The sequence below is a fragment of the Tsukamurella sp. II2bb genome (genome assembly GCF_057815145.1).
On sequence record NZ_JBYPZI010000003.1, the window covers coordinates 163,268 to 184,867 of the forward strand.

Here is a 21,600-nt window from a genome sequence, read left to right on the forward strand (position 1 = left end):
GGCCTGGCTGTTACCAGAGTGTTACGTGTGACTGGATCAGTTCAGCGTGATGTCTGTGATTCGGGTCATAGCGGCGGGCGTGAACCGCTCCGGATTCGCCGCGGCGAGGCGCCCGATCGTCGCCGCCACGCGCAGGACGAAGGCGTCGCGGGGGTCCTGCGGATCGCGGCCGGTGATCTCCGCGATCTTCTTCAGGCGGTAGCGCACGGTGTTCGGATGGACGAACAGCTCGCGGGCGCACGACTCCACCGCGCCGCCCGAATCAAGGTAGGCGTCCAGCGTGTCGGACAACGCCGAGCCGGCCTCCTCGAGGGGCTTGACGAGGAGCTCGTACAGCGTGCGGCCCGCGTGCGTGTCGCCGATCAGCGCCCGCTCCGGCAGCAGCTCCCAGCTGTGCACCGGACGCGGTGCGCCGGGCCATCCCGCCACGGCGTTGACGCCCGCGATCGCCTCGACCGCGGACGCGTGCGCGTCCTCCAGCGTGGCGGTGGTGTGCCCGATCACCACGGGACCGTCGGAGAAGTGCCGCATCAGCGCGTCGGCGAACGGCCCGCCGGAGGTGACTGCGCCGCTGACGATGACCACCAGCTTGGTGCCCTGGACGACGGCCAGGGCCGACCGGCCGTGCGAACGAGCCGTGTCGTGCACGGACCCCGCCACCGAGACGTTCTGGTCCGGCGGGGGGTTGCCGACGATGACGGTGGCCGACGCCACCGGGTCCCAGTTGAGCGCCGCCGCCCGGGAGAGCAGGTTGGCGCCGGTGTCGCCGCGGACCACCGCGTCGACCACCAGCGCTTCCATCCGTGAGTCCCACGCGCCCCGGGCCTCGGCGGCCGAGGCGTAGATCGACGCGGCGCCGAAGCCGATCTCCCGGCCGTACCGGAGAACGGCCTCGGTGAGCGCGATCAGCTGTTCCTCGTTCCGCGCGAGCAGGGGCAGCCAGCGCTCGAAGAACTCCATCGCCACCCGGACCATCTCCACGGTCTGCAGGAGCGAGACCTTGCGGGCCAGGTCCTGCGGCACCGTCTGGAAGGAGGCGACCGTGTACTCGACGTTGCTCGGGTTCTCGATCCACTCCGCGAAGTTGACCACCGCGGTCTGGACGACCAGCTGGATCGATGCCCGCTGGCTGGCCTCCAGATCCGCGAAGTACGGCAGCTGCTCCTCCATGGAGCGCACCGCCTCCGTCGCGACGCGCCCCGAGTACTGGCGGATCCGGGCGAGGATCGCCTCGGGGAGGACGTCGCGAGGCTCGGGTCGCTTCCGGTTGAAGCTCCCCTTCCCCGGCTTCCCGGGGAGCGGGAACGAGCCCGTATCGGCGGTCATGGATCCCTAGGCTACGCCGGGGTCCGATGTCTGCTTCGGGGCGGCGAGCACGTCGTCGATCCGGTACCGCTTCGCGGCGTCCGCGGCGACCGAGAAATCGAGCGCACCCTCCCGCGCGAGACCCAGGAGAACGGCCACGACGATCGACTCGGCGTCGACGTTGAAGTAGCGCCGCGCCGCCGGTCGCGTGTCCGAGAAGCCGAAACCGTCCGTGCCGAGGGTGATGTACGTGCCCGGCACCCACTGGCGGATCAGGTCCTGCGTGCCGCGCATGAAGTCGGACGCCGCGATGGTCGGACCCTCGGTATCCGCGAGGACCTTCGTCACGTGCGGAGTGCGGAACTCCTCGCCGGGGGCGCGCAGTGCCGCCTTCTCCGCCTCGATGCCGTCGCGCGAGAGCTCGACCCAGCTGGTCACCGAGAACACGGACGCGGAGACGCCCCACTCGTCGGCCAGCATCTCCTGGGCCTTGAGCGCGTCGGGCATGGTGACGCCCGAGGCGAGGATGTTCGCCTTCTTCTCGTGGTTGCTCTCGGCGGGCTTGAACAGGTACATGCCCTTGAGCAGGCTCTCGACATCGAGATTCTCGGGCTGCGCCGGCTGGTGGATCGGCTCGTTGTAGACGGTGATGTAGTAGTAGATGTTCTCCGGGTTCTCGCCGTACATGCGCCGCAGGCCGTCGATCACGATGTGGGCGAGTTCGTACGCGAACGCGGGGTCGTAGGCGACCACGGCCGGGTTGGTCGACGCGAGGACGTGGCTGTGGCCGTCGGCGTGCTGCAGGCCCTCACCGGTGAGGGTGGTGCGGCCGGCGGTGGCGCCGAGCACGAAGCCGCGGGCCATCTGGTCCGCCGCCGCCCACAGGCCGTCGCCGGTGCGCTGGAAGCCGAACATCGAGTAGAAGATGTACAGCGGGATCATCGGGACGTCGTGCGTGGCGTACGAGGTGCCGACCGCCGTGAACGACGCCGTCGAGCCGGCTTCGTTGATGCCCTCGTGCAGGATGACGCCCTGCGGGTTCTCCTTGTACGCCAGCATCAGCTGGGCGTCGACCGCGGTGTAGGTCTGGCCCAGGCGGTTGTAGATCTTCAGCGTGGGGAACCAGCTGTCCATGCCGAAGGTGCGTGCCTCGTCGGGGATGATCGGCACGATGCGCGGCCCGACCTCCTTGTCGCGCAGCAGCTCCTTGAAGATGCGCACGACGGCCTGCGTGGTGGCGACCTGCTGCTTGCCCGAGCCCTTGAGCATCACCTTCACCGCGTCGATGCCGGGCGTCTTCAGCGCCTGCGCCTGCGTGCGGCGCGAGGGCAGGAAGCCGCCGAGCTGCTTGCGGCGATCCAGCATGTACTGGATCTCCTTCGACTCCGGTCCCGGCGTGTAGTACGGAGGCAGGTACGGGTCCTTCTCGAGCTCGGCGTCCGAGATCGGGATCCGCAGGTGGTCGCGGAAGGCCTTGAGATCGTCGAGGGTGAGCTTCTTCATCTGGTGCGTGGCGTTGCGGCCCTCGAAGTTGTGACCGAGGCCGAAGCCCTTGACGGTGTGCGCCAGGATGACGGTCGGCTGGCCCTTGTGCTCCATGGCCGACTTGTAGGCGGCGTACAACTTGCGGTAGTCGTGGCCGCCGCGGCGCAGGCCCCAGATCTGCTCGTCGGTCATGTCCTTGACCAGTTCCTTGGTCCGCGGATCGCGGCCGAAGAAGTGCTCGCGGACGAAGGCGCCGTTGTTGGCCTTGAAGGTCTGGTAGTCACCGTCGGGCGTGGTGTTCATGATGTTCACCAGGGCGCCGTCGCGGTCCTTGTGCAGCAGCTCGTCCCACTCCCGGCCCCAGATCACCTTGATCACGTTCCAGCCGGCGCCGCGGAAGAAGGACTCGAGCTCCTGGATGATCTTGCCGTTGCCGCGCACCGGCCCATCGAGGCGCTGGAGGTTGCAGTTGACCACGAAGGTGAGGTTGTCGAGGCCCTCGGTGGCGGCGATCTGGATCTGGCCGCGCGATTCGGGCTCGTCCATCTCGCCGTCGCCCAGGAACGCCCAGACGTGCTGCTCCGAGGTGTCCTTGATGCCGCGGTCGTGCAGGTAGTGGTTGAACCGCGCCTGCTGGATGGCGTTGATCGGGCCCAGGCCCATCGACACCGTCGGGAACTCCCAGAAGTTGGTGAGCAGCCGGGGGTGGGGGTAGGACGGGAGGCCCTTGCCCTTGTCCTCGTGCGACTTCTCCTGGCGGAAGCCGTCCAGGCGCTCCGCGGGGATGCGGCCCTCCAGGAAGGCGCGGGCGTAGATGCCGGGGGAGGCGTGGCCCTGGATGAAGATCTGGTCGCCGCCGCCCGGGTGGTCCTTCCCGCGGAAGAAGTGGTTGAACCCGACCTCGTAGAGCGACGCCGCGCCCGCGTAGGTCGAGATGTGGCCGCCGACGCCCACGCCCGGTCGCTGCGCGCGGTGCACCATGATCGCGGCGTTCCACCGGATGTAGGCACGGTAGCGACGCTCGATCTCCTCGTCGCCCGGGAACCAGGGCTCGAGATCGGTGGGGATGGTGTTGACGTAGTCCGTCGAGGTGAGCGACGGGATGGAGACGCGCTTCTCGCTGGCGCGTTCGAGCAGGCGCAGCATCAGGTAGCGGGCGCGCGCGGGCCCGTGCGTGGCGATGAGGTCGTCGAGCGACTCGATCCACTCGCTCGTCTCCTCCGGATCGATGTCCGGCAGGTACGAGGCAACGCCCTCGCGGATCACGCGGACGCGGTCGGGCCGACCGTCGTTCGACGGCGCGGGGCCCTCTCCTGGGGCGGGTGCCGGGGTGGTGGCGGTCGAGTCTGTCACTGGTGCTCCTCACGGGTCGCGAAGGCGGTGCTGGTATGCCGGGGGTGCGCGGTGTGTCGCAAGTCCCATCCTGCCGCATACGCAAGCTACTCGACAGTCGTATTCCGCGTGGTGGAATTCGGCAGGTCTGCGACGCCACTTCGGTGTACCGCGCTTGCGCGGGGGCGTAGGTGCCGTAAGTTGACACGGAACAGTGGTATGCGGACGGCATCGGGCCGGCCGCGCGAACGCGAGGAGGCTCCCACCGGTGTCCACGAACGGGGCATTCGCCCAGAAGATGGGCCTGCAGCCCGGAAACATCGTGCAGGAGATCGGCTGGGACGAGGACACCGATGACGACCTGCGGTTGGCCATCGAAGAAGTCATCGGCGGCGAGATGCTCGACGAGGACACCGACGAGGTCGTCGACGTCGTCGTGCTGTGGTGGCGCGACGACGACGGTGACCTGGTCGACACCCTCATGGATGTCATCACGCCGCTCTCCGACGACGGCTACGTCTGGGTCCTCAGTCCCAAGACGGGGCAGCCCGGTCACGTGCAGCCCAGCGAGATCGCCGAGGCGGCGCCGACCGCGGGGCTGATGCAGACGTCTTCGACGAACCTCGGCTCCTGGATCGGCTCGCGCCTGGTGCAGCCCAAGTCCAGCCGCGCGGCCAAGAGGTGACCTCCGCGTCGTCCGCAGGTCCGCTGGCGGTCGGTGCCGTCGCGCCGTCGTTCACCCTGCGCGACCAGAACAACCGCGCCGTCTCCCTGGAGAGCTACCGCGGGCGGAAGAACGTGCTCCTGGTCTTCTTCCCGCTCGCCTTCACCGGTACCTGCGAGAGCGAGCTGGGGGGCATCCGCGACTCGCTGCCGTCCTTCGAGAACGACGATGCCGCCGTCCTCGCCGTGTCCGTCGGCCCGCCGCCCACGCACAAGGTCTGGTCGGGGTCGCAGGGCTACCTCTTCCCGATCCTGTCCGACTTCTGGCCGCACGGCGAGGTCTCGCGCGCGTACGGCGTGCTCAACGAACGCAACGGCTACCCCAACCGCGGGACCTTCGTGATCGACCGCGACGGCGTGATCCGGTTCTCCGAGATGAACGAGCCCGGCGTGCCGCGCGATCAGTCGCTTTGGGAAGACGCCCTCGCTGCGCTAGCCTCATCCGGCAAGCGCACATAGCTCAGTTGGTTAGAGTCCCGGTCTTACACACCGGTTGTCGGGGGTTCGAGTCCCTCTGTGCGCACGTCCGGCGTCACCGGTCCCGGTACGCCTCGAGCAGCCGCAGCCAGACCTCGCTGATCGTGGGGTAGGCGGGAACGGCGTGCCACAGTCGGTCGATCGGCACTTCGCCCACCACGGCGATCGTCGCCGCGTGCAGCAGCTCCGCGACCGCGGGGCCCACGAGCGTCATACCGACCACGACGCCACGCTCCTCGTCGACGATCATCCGCGCCCGGCCCGCGTAGCCGTCGGTGTACAGGCTGGCGCCCGCCACCCAGCCCAGGTCGTAGTCGACCACTGCGACGTTCCGGCCGGCCGCGCGCGCCTGCGCCGCCGTGAGACCGATCGCCGCGACCTCCGGATCAGTGAAGATCACCTGCGGCACCGCGCCGTGGTCGGCCGCGGCGACGTGCGCGCCCCACGGGCCGTCGTCGATCGGCGCGCCAGTCGCCCGCGCGACGATCGCCGCGCCGGCCGCCCGCGCCTGGTACTTGCCCTGGTGCGTCAGCAGGGCACGATGGTTCACATCGCCCGCCGCGTACAGCCAGTCGAAGCCGTCGACCCGCAGCGTGTCGTCCACGGCGAGCCACGAGCCGGGCTCCAGCCCGACCGTCTCCAACCCCAGGTCGACGGTGCGCGGCGCGCGCCCGGTAGCCGCCAGTACCTCGTCGGCCACGACGGTCCGCCCGGCCGAGGTCTCGATCGTCACCTCGCCGTCCGCGCGGGTGACCCGGGTCGGGGACTCGCCGGTGACCACCTCGACGCCGATCCCGCGCAGGCCCTCGGCGACCGCCTCGCCGGCGAAGGGTTCGAGGCCGGTCAGCAACCCGCTGCGCGCGAGCAGCGTCACCTGCGAGCCGAGACCCGCATAGGCGGTGGCCATCTCGACCGCAACCACGCCGCCGCCGATCACCGCCAGCCGGCGCGGCGCGGCCTTCGCGCTGGTGGCCTCACGGCTGGTCCACGGCGTTGCCGCGCGGAGACCAGGAATGTCGGGGACGGCAGCGTCGGTGCCGGTCGCGAGGACGACGGCGTGCCGCGCGGTCAGGCGGGTCTCGGCACCGTCGGGCCCGGCGACGGTGACCCTCCGCGGCCCGGCGAGTCGTCCCTGACCGCGGATCGTGGTGATGCCCGCGCCCTGCGCCCACTGCACCTGGCCGGCGTCGTCCCAGTTCCGGACCACGGCGTCCCGCCGGGCGAAGACCTCGGATGGATCGAGCACCGCCCCGTCGGCGAGTGCACCGCGCACGTGTTGCGCCTCGCGCAGCGCCTGGCCCGGCCGGAGCAGCGCCTTCGAGGGCATGCACGCCCAGTACGAGCACTCGCCGCCGAACCGCTCACCCTCCACCAGTGCCGCGGTGAAGCCGCCCTGCACGACGCGGTCGGCGACGTTCTCACCGACCGGTCCGCCGCCGATCACGATCACGTCGAATTCCTGCATGGCACACCTCCTTCGACCACCGTACGGGCGCCCGACGGCGAGGCGCCCGAAAATCAGGTGCGGGCGACGGGGGTAGCGCCATATGCTCGATGCAACCGTGACAGGCTGGAGGAGGTGAGACCCGTGAACGTTTCATGCATGTGGTGCTCCCTGAAGTTCTCACGGTCGACCTAGGTGTCATCGCCAGGAGCGCCGCACGCAGGCACTCCTGGAAGGCAACACCATGAACGATTCCCCACTCACCCTGCGGCGAGCGGACGACGGCGACTGGCTCGCCGTCGACGCCGACGACCGCATCATCGGCCGCGGAGGCACGTCGCGCCGCGCCGGATACATCAGCGTCGATGCGTGGACCGCAGAAGCTTTCGACGTACTCGCCGCCAAGCTCCTCGACGAGCTCCCGTCGCCGCTGTTCACCCTCGTGGCCGACGGCGACACCGACCTGCTCGGAGCTTGGGGCCGCCACGGCTTCGCCCCGCACAGGCGGGAGACGCTCTACCGCATCCCACTCGACCCGCCGCCCGTCGTCGTACCACCGGGAGCGTGGCGGGTGCGACTCAAGCCCGGGGTCGCGCCCTTCCTCGCGGCGCAGGCCGACCCCGGGGACGGCGCCGCCGTCGCGGTGATCGAGCAGGCCGGCGGACGCCCGGTCGAGACCCTCGTCGAGCTGGTGCGGCGATGACGAAGACCGCACGCGGTATCGAGGCCGCCGGGACCGTGGTGGAAGGACTCCGGAACGCGACCTTCCGGGTCGAGCTCGACAACGGCCACGTCGTCCTGGCGCACATCAGCGGGAAGATCCGGAAGAACTACATCAAGATCGTGCCGCTGGACCGGGTCCTCGTGGAGATCAGCCCGTACGACCTGAGCCGGGGGCGAATCGTCTTCCGCTACCGCGGCTGAGCGATCCGTGCCGCGGATCCGCACCGCGGATCGGGTGCCGTTGGCCACACCAGGGTGGGGTCAACGGCACACGATCGGTACGGCCCCGCGGGGCCGCGGCCGGAGCGGATCGATCAGGAATCGAGAAGCATCCCGAACGCACAGGTCATAGCGTTGCGGACATGACAACCTCGCTCTCCACCCCGATCCGTTCCCTCACCCTGGAGGTGGCCGATCCGGCCGCCGCCCGGGACTTCTACGACACCGCCTTCGGCCCCGGCCACGGCCTGCGCTTCACGACGTCCGAGGAGCCCTCCACCGGCTTCCGCGGCTTCGTGATCTCGCTGGTCGTGGCCGAGCCCGCGGTCGTCGACTCCTTCGTCGAGCCCGCCCTGGCCGCGGGCGCGACGGAGATCAAGCCCGCGCGGAAGTCCTTCTGGGGCTACGGCGCCGTCTTCCGCGCACCCGACGGCACGCTCTGGAAGGTCGCGTCCTCGTCGAAGAAGAACAGCGGCGCGCCGCTGCGCGTCATCGATGACACGGTCCTGCTCCTCGGCGTCGACGATGTGGCCGCCACCAAGGCCTTCTACGTCGAGCACGGCCTCACCGTGGCGAAGAGCTTCGGCCGCAAGTACGTCGAGTTCGATGCCGCCCCGGGCGCGGTGAAGCTCGCGCTGTACGGGCGCAAGGCCGCCGCGAAGGACGCCGGCGTGCCCCAGGAGGGTATCGGTTCGCACCGCCTGCGCATCGACGGTGCCCTGGGCGCGCTCACGGACCCGGACGGCTTCATCTGGCGGTGAGACGCGGCTGCGTACTCGGCCGGTAGCGTGGACGCCCGTGAACCGCACCACCGAACTCGCTCTCGGCGTCATCGCCGACGAGGTCTTCGGCGACCCGCGCCGCTACCACCCGGTCGCGGGATTCGGCACCGTCGCGCAGGCGCTCGAACGGCGGATGTACGCACCGTCGAAGCTGCGGGGCGCGGCGTACACCGCGATCCTGGTGGGCGGTGCCGCGGCGGTGGGCTATGCGGCGCGGAACGTGCCCGGAGCCACCGCCGTCGGCACGTGGGCGGTGGTCGGGGGAGCGGGATTGCGCAAGGTCGGATCCGCGCTGGGCGCCGATCTGGAGCGCGGCGACATCGACGGTGCCCGCACCCTGCTGCCCAGCCTCTGCGGCCGCGATCCGTCCGTGCTCGACGCCGCGGGGCTCGCCCGCGCCGCCACCGAGTCCGTGGCCGAGAACACCTCCGATGCTGCGGTCGCTCCGCTGTTCTGGGGCGCCGTCGCCGGCCTGCCCGGCCTGCTCGCGTACCGCGCAGCGAACACGCTCGACGCGATGGTCGGCTACCGGAACGAGCGGTACGGCGAGTTCGGCTGGGCCTCCGCCCGACTCGACGACGTGCTCAACTACCTGCCCGCCCGGCTGGCGGGGGTTGTCACCGTCGCCCTGGCGCCCACGGTGGGCGGCGCACCGTCGGACGCCCTGCGCGCGTGGCGGAACGACGCGGCGAAGCACCCCAGTCCCAATGCGGGCGTGGCGGAGTCGACGGCGGCGGGCGCTTTGGGTCTGCAACTCGGCGGCCGGACCCAGTACGCGCACGGCGTGGAGCTGCGGCCCACCCTCGGCGACGGTCGGGCACCCGCGCCGCGCGACCTGGCCCGCGCGGCGGCCCTGTCGCGCGCCGTCCAATTCGGGGCCCTGGCGGCTACTGTCCTTTGCGTCCGTACCGGTCGGCGAGCCTGGCGGCGCGGGCGGCCTCGGGGGTGACCTCCACGGGGGCCTCGGACGCCTCCGGCTCCGCCGTGCCCGCCTCGTACACCTCGCGGTCCTCACGCCGGCGTTTGACCTCGGCCCACACGAAGTAGCCGATCGCGAGCGGCGCCATGATGCCGAATGCGAGCCACTGCAGGCCGTACGACAGGTAGGGGCCCGCGTCGAGCATCGGCAGCGGAACCGGGTCGAGGCCGCCGGGCTGGTCGTCGCTGAGATTCAGGTAGCCCGGAGCGAAGGTGATGCCCTGTGCCGGCCCGATGGCCGACGGGTCGATCGCGAAGACCTGGAGGTAGCCGGATTCGGTGCGCGGGCCACGGGCCGGATCGGTCTCCTCGGGGGCGCGCACCCGCGCCTGGATCGTGACCTCGCCCGACGGTGGCGGTGCGAACTCCGGCACCACGCCACCGGTGGGCGTGGCCACGAAGCCGCGGTCCACGAGGTAGGTCGCGCCGTCGTTCGCGGCGAACGGGACCAGCACCTCGTAGGCCGGCTTGCCGTCCTGGTTCCGCAGCCGCGCGAGCGATTGCTTGTCCGCCAGGTAGTGGCCGGTGAGCACCACCCGGCGCCACTCGGCGTCCTTCGGGACGTCGGCCCGGCCGCCGAGGAGCTGCGCCGCCGGGACGGGTTGTGCGTTCACGGAGTCGGCGATCTGCTGGTTGCGGTGGCTGGTCGAGGTGTTCTTGCCGAGCTGCCACGGCGCGAGCACCGACCAGCACAGCGCGGTGAAGGCCAGCGCGGCGACGGCCAGGGCGATCCACCGCGGCTGGAAGACCACCCTGACCCAACTAGGCAAGGTTCGCTCGCGTCCACTCGAGGAGGCCGGGCATCGTCGCCTCCACCTGGGCCAGGGTGGTGCGGAAGTCGTCGTGGTCGCCGTAGAAGGGGTCCGGCACGCTCTCGTGCGAGGCGTCCGGGTCGAAGCTGCGCAGCAGCCGCAGCCGTTCGTCGGGAACGCCGAGGGCGCGGAGCGGCGCGACGTGCGAGCGGTGCAGCGCGACGACCAGGTCGGCGCCCAGATGGTCCTCGGTGACCTCGGCGGCGATATGTGAGGTGGGGTAGCCGGACTCGGCGAGCACCTCGCGCGCCCGCCGATCCGCCGGCTCGCCCTCGTGCCAGCCGTCGGTGCCCGCACTCGTGACCCGCACCGCGCCGGCCAGCCCCGCGTCGGCGACCGCCTGCTCGTAGACGATCCTGGCGATCGGCGAACGGCAGATGTTGCCGGTGCACACGAACGTGACATGCAGCGGAGTACTCACCCCTCCATCTTGCCCGACCGCGGCGAGCCGCGAATCCGGCGATGTCCGCGAGCGCCCCGCCTACGCTGGCGGATATGAAGCTGGCAGAGGTCATCGACGTGCTCGAGCAGGCGTACCCGCCGCGACTGGCGGAGGGATGGGACAGCGTCGGGCTGGTGTGCGGCGACCCCGAATCCGACGTGACCCGCGTGCTGGTCTGCGTCGACGTCACGGCCGCCGTGGTCGACGCGGCGCTCGCCCGGGGCGCGCAGCTCGTCATCGCCCACCACCCGCTGCTCCTGCGCGGCGTGGACACGGTGGCCGCGAGCACGCCGAAGGGGGCCCTGATCCATCGGCTCATCCGCGGCGGCTGCGCGTTGTTCACCGCGCACACCAACGCCGACCGCGCGCGGGGCGGTGTCAACGACGCCCTCGCCGCCGCGCTCGGCCTCACCGTCACGGGCCCCGTCGAACACCTCGACGCGCCCCTGCCGCTGGACCGGTGGGGCGTCATGGTGCCGCCCGCGCAGGCCGACGAGGTGCTCGCGGCGATGTTCGAGGCCGGGGCCGGCGAGGTCGGGGAGTACTCCGAATGCGCCTGGCGGGTCGACGGTGTCGGCCAGTTCCGGCCCGGCGCGTCGGCGAATCCTGCGATCGGCGCGAACGGTGAGCTCACGACGGTCGCCGAGACCCGGGCGGAATTGGTGGCCGCCCGCGGCCGCCGCGCCGAGGTCCTGGCGGCGCTGCGCAGTGCCCATCCCTATGAGGAGCCCGCGCATGACATCGTCGAACTCGTCGGCGGCGATCGGGAGTGGGGCCTCGGCCGCGTCGGCGTCCTCCCCGAGCCGATGTCGCTGCAGGCCTTCACGGCCCACGTCGCCGACGCCCTGGGTGCCCCGGCCCGCGCGGCGGGCGATCCGGGCGCGATCATTCGCACCGTCGCCGTGTGCGGGGGTGCGGGCGACTCCCTGCTCGGCACCGTCGCGCGGCTCGGGGTTGACGCGTACGTGACCGGCGACCTACGGCATCACCCCGTCGACGAGCACCTGCGCGCCGGCGGGCCCGCCGTGATCGACGCGGGCCATTGGGGCACCGAGTTCCCCTGGTGCGCAGCCGTCGCCGAGCTGCTGTGGCCGTACCTCGACGTCGCGGTCCACGACGCCCCCACCGATCCGTTCACGGTGCGGGCCGCGCCGACGGCGGATGCGTAGAGTGACGCAGATGAACGCTGATCCGGCCGCCCAACGCATCCTGCTGGACCTCGCCGAGGTCGACGCGGAGATCGCCCGCCTCGCGCACCGCACCACCCACCTGCCCGAGGACGCCGAGATCGCCGAGCTCGAGAAGCGCGCGACCGTCGAGCGCGACGAGTCGGTGCGCGTCGCGATCCTCGTCGAGGACCTGGACCGCGACATCGGCAAGCTCGAGAAGGAGGTCGAGCAGACCCGGCTGCGCGAGCAGAAGGACCGCGAGCTGCTGGCCTCGGGGAAGGTGCCGGCCAAGCAGCTCACCGAGATCGAGCACGAGCTGCGCGGCCTCGAGCGCCGCCAATCCGTGCTGGAGGACGAGGAACTCGAACTCATGGAGAAGCGCGAGGCCGTCGCGCTCGATCAGCAGCGCGCGGAGGCCGTCGTGAACGCGACGAACGACGAGATCGCCGCGGTGGCGCGCCGCCGCGAGGAGTCCCTCAAGGACATCGACGTGGCGAAGGCCCGCACGGCGAGCACCCGCGAGGAGACCGTCGCCTCGCTCCCGCAGGACCTCTACGCGGAGTACGAGCGGTGCCGGCGCAACTCCGGCACGGGCGCGGGGCTCCTGCAGGCCCGACGGTGCGGCGCCTGCCGCCTGGAGCTCGACCGGGGGTTCCTCGACTCCGTGAACCGCAGGCCCGCGGACGCCGTGGTGCACTGCGACGAGTGCGGCGCGATCCTGGTGCGGACCTTCGAATCCGGTCTGCCGCAGCCGAAGCCCGAGGAGTGACGGCCCCGCAGCGCGGGGGCTGGACGGTCTCCGCCCAGGAACCCACCCGGCTGATCCTGCTGCGGCACGGACAGACCGCCGCCTCCATCGGGCGGCTCTACTCGGGCCGAGGCAACCCGTCGCTCACCGACCTCGGTCGGGAGCAGGCGGCGCAGGCCGCGGAGCTGCTGCGCGACACTGCGATCGACGCGATCCTGTCATCCCCGCTCGCCCGTGCCCGGCAGACGGCGGACGCCGTGAACGCGGGCCGCGGGCTCACCGTCGAGATCGAGGCCGGCCTGATCGAGACGGACTTCGGTGCGTGGGAGGGGCTCTCGTTCGGCGAGGCGCGCGCCCGGGATCCGGAGCTGCACGCGCGGTGGCTCGGCGACACCTCCGTCGCCGCGCCCGGCGGTGAGAGCTTCGACGAGGTGCACGCCCGCGTCGCGGCGCTCCTGGACCGGGTCACCGTCGAACATGCGGGCCGTACCGTCCTCCTCGTCTCGCACGTCACCCCCATCAAGACCGCACTGCGCATCGCCCTCGACGTCGGGCCGCAGCTGCTCTACCGGTTGCACCTGGACCTGGCGTCGATCTCGATCGCCGACTTCTACCCCGATGGCGGTGCCTCGGTGCGCCAGGTCAACCGCACCGCCGGGATCTGAGCGGCCGCGCCGCGGGGTATCCTGGTCGACGCGGACGAGCTGACCGGGCGGCCGCGACCACGGGAACGGCTGGAGCACCAGTACGCCCGGGTCGAGGAAAGTCCGGACTCCACAGGGCAGGGTGGTTGCTAACGGCAACCCGGGGTGACCCGCGGGACAGTGCCACAGAGAACAGACCGCCCGGGCTCCGGCCCGGGTAAGGGTGAAACGGTGCGGTAAGAGCGCACCAGCGCGGCGGGTGACCGTCGTGGCTCGGTAAACCCCACCCGGAGCAAGGTCGAAGGCGCCACCTCACGGTGGCGCTGCGCACGTGCATGAGGGCTGCCCGCCCGAGCGTGCGGGTGGACCGCTCGAGGCACCCGGTGACGGTGTGTCCAGATGGATGGTCGCCACCCCGGCGCAGCGATGCGGCGGGGGACAGGATCCGGCTTATACGTCAGCTCGTCCGCCCTTCAGTCGGCTCCGGCCCGCCGGAGCGCGAGCTGGGAACACCGGCGCTAACCTGGATCGATGGACCTCTCCGTGCTCTCCTGCGGCCTCCGCGGGCACGTCACCTACGCGCCCGCCGAGGCCGATCTCCGCGACCGCGTGCACGCGGCGACGCCCGAGGGCGAGGCCTGGCGCTGCCTGCGCTGCGACGACTTCGTCGTCGGCGAACCGCACGGCTCCGGTCCGGCGGCGCAGGCACCGTCGGTCCCGCGTGGACGGGCGCTGCGCGACGAACTGCTCCTGCGCTTCCTCGCCGTCGAGCGCGTGCTGCGCGGCATCGTCTTCGCGGCGGCGGGCGTGGTGGTGTGGCAGGTCCGCGGGTCGAAGGAGCATCTGTACGAGGTCTTCCAGTCGAAGCTGCCGCTGCTCAGTCAACTCGGCTTCAACGTCGGAGATTCGAAGATCGTGCACACCGTCGACACGGCGCTCGGCCTCTCGGGCACCGCGCTGATGTGGATCGCCGTCGGGCTGATCGCGTACGCCGTCATCGAGATGGTCGAGGCGGTGGGGCTGTGGCTCGGCGCCCGGTGGGGCGAGTACTTCGCGGTGGTCGCCACCTCGGCCTTCCTGCCGCTGGAGATCTACGAACTCACCGAGAAGATCACGGTCCTGCGCGCCGGCGCCCTGGCGATCAACATCGCCGCCGTCGTCTGGCTGCTGTGGAGCAAGCGGCTGTTCGGGATCAACGGCGGCGCCGCCGCGTACCGCGCGGAGCGCGAGTCCGAGAGCGTGCTGACGGTGCGCCGCGCCGGCGAGTAGCGTCGCGGAGGTGACCGAATCGAGCGCGCGCGAGGCCGTCATCGCCCTCCTGCGGGACCTGCCGGATTCCACCGTCGAGACGATCGCGCCCGGGGCGGTGGCCGCCGACGGGACCACCCCCGTGCCCGAGATCGCCTGGGGCGACACCTTCGTCTACGCCACGCCGAACGGCGTGCCCGGCGTGATGCCGTACCTCACGATCATCACCAAGAACTATCCCGGTGACGAGCTGTCGCGCCTGGACCGCCCCGGCGCCTTCCGGCTCAACGCGAACGTCGGGCGTGAGGCCTTCGCGGACCTCATCGGCTATCCACCTGCAGAGCATGAGGCGCGGGCGGGGGAGTGGGACTACGCGGCCGACGGCGTTGTGGTTCCGCACCCCGTGTACGCCAAGCTGGGCTGGGTGTCCGTGGTCAACCCCGGCACGGGCGACGACGTGCGGGCGCTCATCGCGCACGCCCACGAGCGAGAGCCGCGGAAAGGTGTCGGACCGGTCCTCTAGTCTTCTCGATGGGTTCACAACCCATTATTCAATCGATCTCGAAGAAGGCGGGGATCAGCGTGAAGACACTCAGGTACGCGGTGCTGCCGGACGGTGCGGTCCGATGTGAGGTGCGGTCGCTCCAGGGGCGGCTCCTGCGTCTCACCGGGAGCGTGGACGACGTGGAGCCCGAGCGCGCGGGCGACGAGGTGATGGTCGCCAATGTCGCGCTGGAGCACAACGCGTGGGCGTACGCGAAGCTCCGCTACGCGGAGGGACTGACGGACGACAAGAATGAGGTCGATGCGCTCCGCAAGCGGGCACAGGCGCACGAGAAGGTCGTCGAGGACATCGCGGGTCTGATCGACGACCTGGGGGCGGAGTCGCGGGACGGCTGGTGCTCGGCGTGCTTCGCCTTCGCCGGACACCGCAAGGTCGAGCGCACGGGCCTGACGACGCCCGCATACCTCTGCGCGGAGTGCGGCTCGCCGACGGCCAACTGCGTCGCGCCGAGGTGCGGCAATATGGCCGTGCGCCCGCGCGGGTCCGTTCGCGCGCCGCGGTTCTGCGCCGAGCACAAGCACGAGATCCCGAGCTTCGAGCGGTCGACCGACACGGTCGGCGCGCTCGAGGACTGGGAGAAACTCTTCGTCTACGACAAGCCCAACCTCGCCAAGGGAGCGACGATCGCGGCTGCCGGGGTCGTCGCGGCGGGGTTCGCGACCGGTGCCGCAGTCGCGGCCGCGCCGGCGATCGGCGGGGCCGTCGGAAGCACCTTCCTCGGTCTGAGCGGTGCCGCGGCCTCGAGTGCCGGCTTGGCGACCCTGGGCGGGGGCGCCGTCGCCGCTGGCGGCCTCGGGATGGTGGGCGGCACGTACGTCGTCGCCGCGGTCGGGGGAGCCCTCGGGTCGGCGGTGGGCATGCGGTTCACCAACGCCTACGTAGGTCAGGACAAGTCGTTCACGATCGAGCTGTTCCGGCCGGGTGTGGGCACCCCGGTCATCCTCGCCCGCGGCTTCACCACGCAGAATTCGTCCGATTGGCGGGCGATGGTGGAGCAGGTCGAGAAGCGCTACCCGGGCCAGCCGATCTACAAGCTGCACTGGGGCAGCAAGGAACTCGCATCGCTCGGATTCGTCCTCGCGAGGGGGATCGGGGTCCGGCAGGGAGTCGGTGCGGCTGCGGTCGCCGCCGCGAGGGCCGGAAAGATGGCCGCGAAGAAGCTGGGGCCTCTCGCGCCGATCCTCCTCGCCGTCGACGTGGCGAAGAACCCATGGCACGTCGCGAAGGCCCGCGCCGACCGGACGGGCGTCGCCTTGGCCGGCATCATCGCGCGCACCGAGAGCGAGGGCTTCATCCTCGTCGGCCACAGCCTGGGCGCTCGCGCGATGATCGTCGCCGCACAGACGCTGGCCGGGAAGGCCGGCGGCCCGCGGATCGAGGCCGTGCACGTCATGGGGGCTGCGATCGGCCGCAACCAGGATTGGCGAACACTGAGTGAGGCCGTCACCGGCGAGGTGCACGACTACCACTCCAGCAACGACAAGGTGCTCCAGTACCTGTACACCGTGGCGCAGGCGGGGAGCATCGCCGTGGGGCGGTTCGGGTTCGGCGCGCCGTACGCCAACCTCGTGGACCACGACGTCTCCGATATCGTCGACGGCCACTCCGAGTACGTGGAGAAGGTCGATCTCGTATAGCCGGGGTTCACGCGGACTGCGCCGGTGAGCCGGCCGGACAAAACCGGTAGAAACCTGTCAGTGGGGCGCACTACCGTTCACCCCATGACACACGGTGAGAGCGGTGACTGGGCGATCGAAGCGATCGGCCTGGTGAAACGGTTCGGCGATTTCACGGCGGTGGACGGGGTGAGTTTTCAGGTCCCCCGCGGCTCGGTCCTCGGCCTCCTCGGACCCAACGGCGCGGGCAAGACCACCACGGTGCGCATGATGACCACGCTGTCGCCACCCACCGAGGGCACCGCGCGCATCGCGGGGTACGACGTGCGGGAGAACCCCATCGAGGTGCGCCGCCACATGGGGCTCACGGGTCAGGCCGCCACGGTGGACGAGATCCTCACCGGCCGGGAGAACCTGGCGATGATCGGTGGCCTCTACGGCATCCCGCGGGCGGTGCTGAAGCGGCGGAGCACCGAGCTGCTCGAGCAGTTCTCGCTGACCGCGGCTGCGGGTAAGCAGGTCAAGGCGTACTCGGGCGGCATGCGCCGCCGGCTCGATCTCGCCGTCAGTCTGCTCACCGCGCCGCCCGTGCTCTTCCTCGACGAGCCCACCACCGGTCTGGACCCGCGGGCCCGCTCCGAACTGTGGGACGTGCTGCGCGAGCTGGTGGCGAACGGCACCACGCTGCTGCTGACGACGCAGTACCTCGAGGAGGCCGATCAGCTGGCGGACGAGATCATCGTCATCGACAAGGGCCGGATCATCGCCCAGGGGACTCCGCTCCAGCTCAAGGAGCGCGCCGGCGCCGCCAGCCTGGTGCTCACGGTGTCCGACGCGGAGGATCTGCCCCGTGCGCAGGAGATCCTGGCGCAACTCGGCGGAGAGGTCTTCGTCGACGTGGGGGCCCGGCGGGTGAGCAGCCCCGCGGGCGGCCTCGGTGACCTGAACCGGGTCGCCGCGCTGCTCGCCGAGAGCGGTATCGAGGTCGATGACCTCGGCCTCTCCCGGCCCAGCCTCGACGACGTCTTCCTCTCCCTCACCGGCCACCGCACCGAGACCGACGCCCAGGACACCGAGGAGGCCACCGCATGACCGCCACCACCACCGAGCCCGCAGGCGTCGGCGGCGTCGAGACCCACCAGACCAGCCTGTGGCGGCAGTCCTGGATCATGGTCCGCCGCAGCATGATCCACACCAAGCGGATGCCCGAGATGCTCTCGGACGTCACGATCCAGCCGATCATGTTCACCGTGCTGTTCGCCTTCGTCTTCGGGTCCGCGATCCCCACCCAGGGCGTCTCCTACCGGGAGTACCTGCTCCCCGGCATCCTGGGGCAGACGATGGTCTTCACCTGCTTCGTCGTCGCGGGCGGCCTCACCACCGACCTGGAGAAGGGGGTGATCGACCGGTTCCGGTCGCTGCCGATCAGCCGCGCGTCGGTCCTCATCGGCCGCAGCATCGCGAGCCTGTTGCACTCGTCGATCGGCATCGTCGTCATGTGCGTCACCGGCCTCGCGATCGGCTGGCGCATCCGGACGAACCCGGTGGACGCGGTGCTCGGCTTCCTCGTCCTGCTGCTCTTCGGCTTCGCCATGATCTGGTTCGGCATCCTCGTCGGGTGCATGATGCAGTCGATCGAGGCCGTCAACGGTTTGATGTTCGCCAGCATCTTTCCCATCACCTTCCTCTCCAACGCGTTCGTGCCGACCGAGGGGATGGTGCCCTTCCTGCGGGTGATCGCGGAGTGGAACCCGGTGTCGTCGCTGGTCCAGTCCATGCGCGTGCTCTGGGGGAACGACATGCCGTTGCGGCCGGACGCGCCGTGGTCCCTGCAGCACCCCGTGCTCGCCACCGTGATCTGGTCCGTCGCCCTCACGGCGCTCTGGGCACCGCTGGCCGTCCGGGCGTTCAACAAGCGCACGGTCGATTAGGCTCGGTCGGGTGATCGGAGAATCCCTGCCCCCGCGCATCACCGAGCCCGAGCGGCGCCGCGAGCTCCTGCAGACCGGTGCCATCTACACGGCGCAGCGGTCCGTCCGGGGTGACGCCGTCAGCCCCGACCGCCGGCTCAAGTTCGACGGGGTGGCCCGGTACCTGCAGGACACGGGGCAGGACCACCTGCGGCACGTCGACTACGAGGACGTGCACCCGTACTGGGTGGTGCGGCGCACCGTGATCGAGATCCTCGAGGGCGGTGAGCAGCCCGACATCCTCACCGTCGAGCGCTGGGGCTCGAAGATGGGATCCCGGTGGTGCAACGTGCGCATCGGTATCGACGGACAGAAGGGCACACGGATCGAGACCGAGGCCTTCTGGATCAACTTCAACATCGACACGCTCACCCCGTCGGCGCTGAGCGAGGACTTCCTGTCGACCTTCGGCGCGGCCGCCGAGCCGGGGGTCCTGCGCTGGAAGCAGTGGCTGGACCCGAAGCCGCACCCGGATGCCGTCGAAGTGCCCTTCCTGCTCCGCGCCGCCGACCTCGACATCATCCAGCACGTCAACAACGCGGTGTACTGGACCGCGCTCGAAGAGGTGCTGGCCACGCAGCCCGACCTGCGCGAGCGGCTCCCGCTGCGCGGCATCGTCGAGCACAACTCCGCACTGCAGCTCGAGGACGAGCCGAAGCTCCTCGCGTACCGCGACGGTGACGTGCTCTACGCCTGGCTGGTCGCGGGCGAGCGCACCGCGGCCGCCATGAGCGTCGAGGCGCTGGCGGACTAGGCGTGTCCGGGATCCCGATGCGCGGCCCCGTGCCGTCGAGCGCGGTCGACTTCGGATCCGTGCGTACCGAGTTCGGCCTCGTCGAGGACTTCCCGGCCGCGGCGCTCGCCGAGGCGCAGGCGGTCACGGACCGCTGCGCGGAGGGCCGCGAGGACCGCCGTGACATCGACTTCGTCACCATCGACCCTCCCGGCGCCAAGGACCTCGACCAGGCGGTGCACGTCGCCGCCGAGGGAACCGGCTATCTCGTGCACTACGCGATCGCCGACGTCGGAGCGCTCGTCGTTCCGGGCGGCGCCCTGGAGGCGGAGACCCGTCGGCGGGGACAGACGTTCTACCTGCCCGACGGCTCGGTGCCCCTGCACCCGCGCTCGCTGTCCGAGGGCGCCGGATCCCTGCTGCCCGAGCAGGATCGCGCCGCCGCGCTGTGGGAGATCCACCTCGACGCCGCGGGCGAGGTGACCGCGGCGACGGTGCGGCGGGCGCTCGTCCGCTCCCGCGCCCGGCTCGACTACGCAGGCGTCCAGGCGGACTACGACGCGGGCAGGGCGCACCCGAGCATCGCGCTGCTCGCGGAGGTCGGCGAGCTGCGCGCCCGGTGGGGCCGCGCGCACGGCGCCATCGACCTGCGGCTGCCCGCGCAGGAGGCGGTGCAGGGGCCGGACGGCTGGACCGTCCGGATCGAGCCGCGGACCGACTTCGATGCCCACAACGCGCAGATCTCGCTGCTCACCGGCGTGTGCGCGGCCGCGATCATGCTGGACGCGGGGATAGGGCTGCTGCGCACCCTGCCGGTGGCGCCCGATGATGCCGTCGCCGACCTGCGGCGCACCGCGGCGTCCCTCGGCCTACTCTGGCCCGCCGGGGTCCCGGTGGGCGACTTCCTGGCCGGCGTCGACGTGACCACCCCCGCTGGGCTGGCCGTGATGACCGACGCGGCCCGCCTGCTCCGCGGATCGGGCTACGCACCCTTCGGTACCGCGGCAGCGCCGCAGCCGCCCGCCGATCGCGGACACGCCGGTGTCGGGGCGCCCTACGCCCACGTCACCGCGCCGCTGCGGCGCCTCGCCGACCGCTATGCCACCGAGGTGTGCCTCGCCGCGTGCGCCGGTACGCCGGTCCCGGACTGGGCGAGATCCGCCATCGACGACATCGCGGAGACGATGCGCCGCACCAACACCCTGGCGAACAAGGTGGACCGCGCCTGCATCGATCTCACCGAGGCCGTGGTCCTGGCGGACCGGGTGGGGGAGGAGTTCTCCGCCGTCACCATGCGTGCCGACGAGGTGCTGCTCGACGAGCCCGCCGTGATCGCGCCCTGCACCGGCGGGCCGCCGGAGGGCCGGCGGGTGCGGGTCCGCCTCGACACGGCCGATGTGACCTCGCGAAAGGTGTCCTTCACGTACGAAAAGGCGCTAGCGTGACGGCATGAGCCGTCGCATCGTCCTCATTCCCGCCCTCGCCATCCTGCTCGCGCCCCTCGCCCCGGCGCTCGCCGCACCCGCCGCAGCGGCCCCGGACTGCACCGACTACACCTTCATCGGCGCTGCCGGCTCCGGCGAGGGACACTCGGCCGGAGGCCTCGGCACCACCGTCAGCGCCGCCGCCCAGGCCTTCGCGGGCCGCGCCCGCGCCGCCGGCAAGACGGTGGGTATTCGCCCGATCTACTACCCGGCCGCGCCCGTGCCGACCGGGCTCGACCAGCTCGGTGGGTTCCTCTCCAGCATGAACGCCGGCGCCGCGAACACGCAGGGCGACGTGGAGATCGTCCTCAAGGCGTGCCCGTCGACGAAGATCGTGCTGGCCGGGTACTCGCAGGGCGCCGCGGCGGTGCACCGCGCGCTCCAGCGGCTCGGCGCCCGCCCGCAGATCGCCGCAGCGGCCCTCATCGCCGACCCCGACCGCATCCCGAACGACACCACGCGGTACCTCGGCTCGGCGCCGCGCACGCAGGGCATGGCCCAGGCGGCGGCGATGATCAGCGGCGCGAACCCGGCGCCCCTGCCGCCGGCGCTGGGCGCGCGCACCATCTCGGTCTGCAATACCGGTGACCCGGTGTGCCAGTGGACCGGCGATCTCGGTGCGACGGTACCGAATTCGCACTCCTCGTACTCGGGTGCGGACATCGGCGGACGGCTGGCGGCCATCGCGGGGCTCTGACTGG

Annotated in this window: 22 protein-coding genes, 1 tRNA gene and 1 other RNA gene; 19 read left to right on the forward strand and 5 right to left on the reverse strand. The window is 71.2% G+C overall.

From position 1 onward, the window contains the following. Positions 1-36 precede the first annotated feature (36 nt). Both AC21LY_RS09320 and aceE read right to left on the reverse strand, forming a co-directional pair. On the reverse strand, positions 37-1,326 hold the full coding sequence (locus AC21LY_RS09320; protein ID WP_489046176.1) for a PucR family transcriptional regulator: 1,290 nt from the start codon (positions 1,324-1,326) through the stop codon (positions 37-39). A gap of 6 nt (positions 1,327-1,332) precedes the next feature. Next, the gene (aceE, locus tag AC21LY_RS09325) at positions 1,333-4,143 is read right to left on the reverse strand and encodes a pyruvate dehydrogenase (acetyl-transferring), homodimeric type (protein WP_489046177.1); all 2,811 of its coding nucleotides are present in this window, start codon (positions 4,141-4,143) and stop codon (positions 1,333-1,335) included. A 277-nt stretch (positions 4,144-4,420) separates the two neighbouring features. Between aceE and AC21LY_RS09330 the strand changes: the two genes are divergently transcribed. The 3 genes from AC21LY_RS09330 (at position 4,421) to AC21LY_RS09340 (ending at position 5,368) form a co-directional block, all read left to right on the forward strand. Next, on the forward strand, positions 4,421-4,807 hold the full coding sequence (locus AC21LY_RS09330) for a DUF3052 domain-containing protein (RefSeq protein ID WP_489046445.1): 387 nt from the start codon (positions 4,421-4,423) through the stop codon (positions 4,805-4,807). After that, positions 4,804-5,304, forward strand: coding sequence for a peroxiredoxin (locus AC21LY_RS09335; RefSeq protein ID WP_489046178.1), 501 nt, complete (start codon positions 4,804-4,806; stop codon positions 5,302-5,304). The genes AC21LY_RS09330 and AC21LY_RS09335 overlap by 4 nt, the downstream gene beginning before the upstream one ends. Further along, a tRNA-Val gene (locus AC21LY_RS09340) sits at positions 5,295-5,368 on the forward strand. The genes AC21LY_RS09335 and AC21LY_RS09340 overlap by 10 nt, the downstream gene beginning before the upstream one ends. 9 nt (positions 5,369-5,377) lie before the next feature. Here the strand turns inward: AC21LY_RS09340 and AC21LY_RS09345 are convergent. Next, positions 5,378-6,787, reverse strand: coding sequence for a dihydrolipoyl dehydrogenase family protein (locus AC21LY_RS09345; protein WP_489046179.1), 1,410 nt, complete (start codon positions 6,785-6,787; stop codon positions 5,378-5,380). 223 nt (positions 6,788-7,010) lie between these two features. Between AC21LY_RS09345 and AC21LY_RS09350 the strand changes: the two genes are divergently transcribed. From AC21LY_RS09350 to AC21LY_RS09365, 4 genes are all read left to right on the forward strand, one after another. Then, on the forward strand, positions 7,011-7,469 hold the full coding sequence (locus tag AC21LY_RS09350; protein ID WP_489046180.1) for a hypothetical protein: 459 nt from the start codon (positions 7,011-7,013) through the stop codon (positions 7,467-7,469). Next, a complete protein-coding gene (infA, locus tag AC21LY_RS09355; protein ID WP_489046181.1) occupies positions 7,466-7,690 on the forward strand; it encodes a translation initiation factor IF-1 in 225 nt (74 codons plus the stop codon). Before AC21LY_RS09350 ends, infA begins: the two co-directional genes overlap by 4 nt. A gap of 161 nt (positions 7,691-7,851) precedes the next feature. Next, on the forward strand, positions 7,852-8,469 hold the full coding sequence (locus AC21LY_RS09360; protein ID WP_489046182.1) for a glyoxalase: 618 nt from the start codon (positions 7,852-7,854) through the stop codon (positions 8,467-8,469). 37 nt (positions 8,470-8,506) lie between these two features. Beyond that, on the forward strand, positions 8,507-9,439 hold the full coding sequence (locus tag AC21LY_RS09365; protein WP_489046183.1) for a cobalamin biosynthesis protein: 933 nt from the start codon (positions 8,507-8,509) through the stop codon (positions 9,437-9,439). Here the strand turns inward: AC21LY_RS09365 and AC21LY_RS09370 are convergent. Both AC21LY_RS09370 and AC21LY_RS09375 read right to left on the reverse strand, forming a co-directional pair. Then, entirely contained in the window at positions 9,378-10,220 is an 843-nt protein-coding gene (locus AC21LY_RS09370; RefSeq protein ID WP_489046184.1) for an SURF1 family cytochrome oxidase biogenesis protein, read from the reverse strand. The two genes, AC21LY_RS09365 and AC21LY_RS09370, sit on opposite strands and share 62 nt — an antisense overlap. A 10-nt stretch (positions 10,221-10,230) precedes the next feature. Beyond that, positions 10,231-10,701, reverse strand: coding sequence for a low molecular weight protein-tyrosine-phosphatase (locus AC21LY_RS09375; RefSeq protein WP_489046186.1), 471 nt, complete (start codon positions 10,699-10,701; stop codon positions 10,231-10,233). Between the two features lie 74 nt (positions 10,702-10,775). On the opposite strand from AC21LY_RS09375, the gene AC21LY_RS09380 reads away from it, so the two are divergent. The 12 genes from AC21LY_RS09380 (at position 10,776) to AC21LY_RS09435 (ending at position 21,596) form a co-directional block, all read left to right on the forward strand. After that, positions 10,776-11,891 carry a Nif3-like dinuclear metal center hexameric protein gene (locus tag AC21LY_RS09380; protein ID WP_489046187.1) on the forward strand — a complete coding sequence of 372 codons (1,116 nt, stop codon included), beginning with the start codon at positions 10,776-10,778 and terminating at the stop codon, positions 11,889-11,891. Between the two features lie 10 nt (positions 11,892-11,901). Continuing rightward, the gene (locus AC21LY_RS09385) at positions 11,902-12,660 is read left to right on the forward strand and encodes a zinc ribbon domain-containing protein (protein ID WP_489046189.1); all 759 of its coding nucleotides are present in this window, start codon (positions 11,902-11,904) and stop codon (positions 12,658-12,660) included. Beyond that, on the forward strand, positions 12,657-13,304 hold the full coding sequence (locus AC21LY_RS09390) for a histidine phosphatase family protein (RefSeq protein WP_489046190.1): 648 nt from the start codon (positions 12,657-12,659) through the stop codon (positions 13,302-13,304). The genes AC21LY_RS09385 and AC21LY_RS09390 overlap by 4 nt, the downstream gene beginning before the upstream one ends. A gap of 35 nt (positions 13,305-13,339) precedes the next feature. Next, an RNA gene (gene rnpB, locus AC21LY_RS09395) (RNase P RNA component class A) lies at positions 13,340-13,752 on the forward strand. 62 nt (positions 13,753-13,814) lie between these two features. Beyond that, positions 13,815-14,552, forward strand: a complete 738-nt coding sequence (locus tag AC21LY_RS09400; protein ID WP_489046191.1) for a DUF2127 domain-containing protein — start codon at positions 13,815-13,817, stop codon at positions 14,550-14,552. 10 nt (positions 14,553-14,562) lie between these two features. Then, positions 14,563-15,054, forward strand: a complete 492-nt coding sequence (locus tag AC21LY_RS09405) for a DUF6194 family protein (RefSeq protein WP_489046192.1) — start codon at positions 14,563-14,565, stop codon at positions 15,052-15,054. A gap of 59 nt (positions 15,055-15,113) precedes the next feature. Continuing rightward, positions 15,114-16,733: a DUF726 domain-containing protein gene (locus tag AC21LY_RS09410; protein ID WP_489046193.1), complete on the forward strand. Its 1,620-nt coding sequence runs from the start codon at positions 15,114-15,116 to the stop codon at positions 16,731-16,733. 84 nt (positions 16,734-16,817) lie between these two features. Then, positions 16,818-17,804, forward strand: a complete 987-nt coding sequence (locus AC21LY_RS09415; protein WP_489046194.1) for an ATP-binding cassette domain-containing protein — start codon at positions 16,818-16,820, stop codon at positions 17,802-17,804. After that, positions 17,801-18,643, forward strand: a complete 843-nt coding sequence (locus AC21LY_RS09420; protein ID WP_489046195.1) for an ABC transporter permease — start codon at positions 17,801-17,803, stop codon at positions 18,641-18,643. Before AC21LY_RS09415 ends, AC21LY_RS09420 begins: the two co-directional genes overlap by 4 nt. Positions 18,644-18,653: 10 nt before the next feature. Further along, positions 18,654-19,436, forward strand: a complete 783-nt coding sequence (locus AC21LY_RS09425) for an acyl-[acyl-carrier-protein] thioesterase (protein WP_489046196.1) — start codon at positions 18,654-18,656, stop codon at positions 19,434-19,436. A gap of 17 nt (positions 19,437-19,453) precedes the next feature. Beyond that, positions 19,454-20,860 (forward strand): RNB domain-containing ribonuclease, encoded by a 1,407-nt coding sequence (locus AC21LY_RS09430; RefSeq protein ID WP_489046446.1) that lies wholly within the window; start codon positions 19,454-19,456, stop codon positions 20,858-20,860. A gap of 4 nt (positions 20,861-20,864) precedes the next feature. After that, the gene (locus AC21LY_RS09435) at positions 20,865-21,596 is read left to right on the forward strand and encodes a cutinase family protein (RefSeq protein WP_489046197.1); all 732 of its coding nucleotides are present in this window, start codon (positions 20,865-20,867) and stop codon (positions 21,594-21,596) included. Positions 21,597-21,600 lie beyond the last annotated feature (4 nt).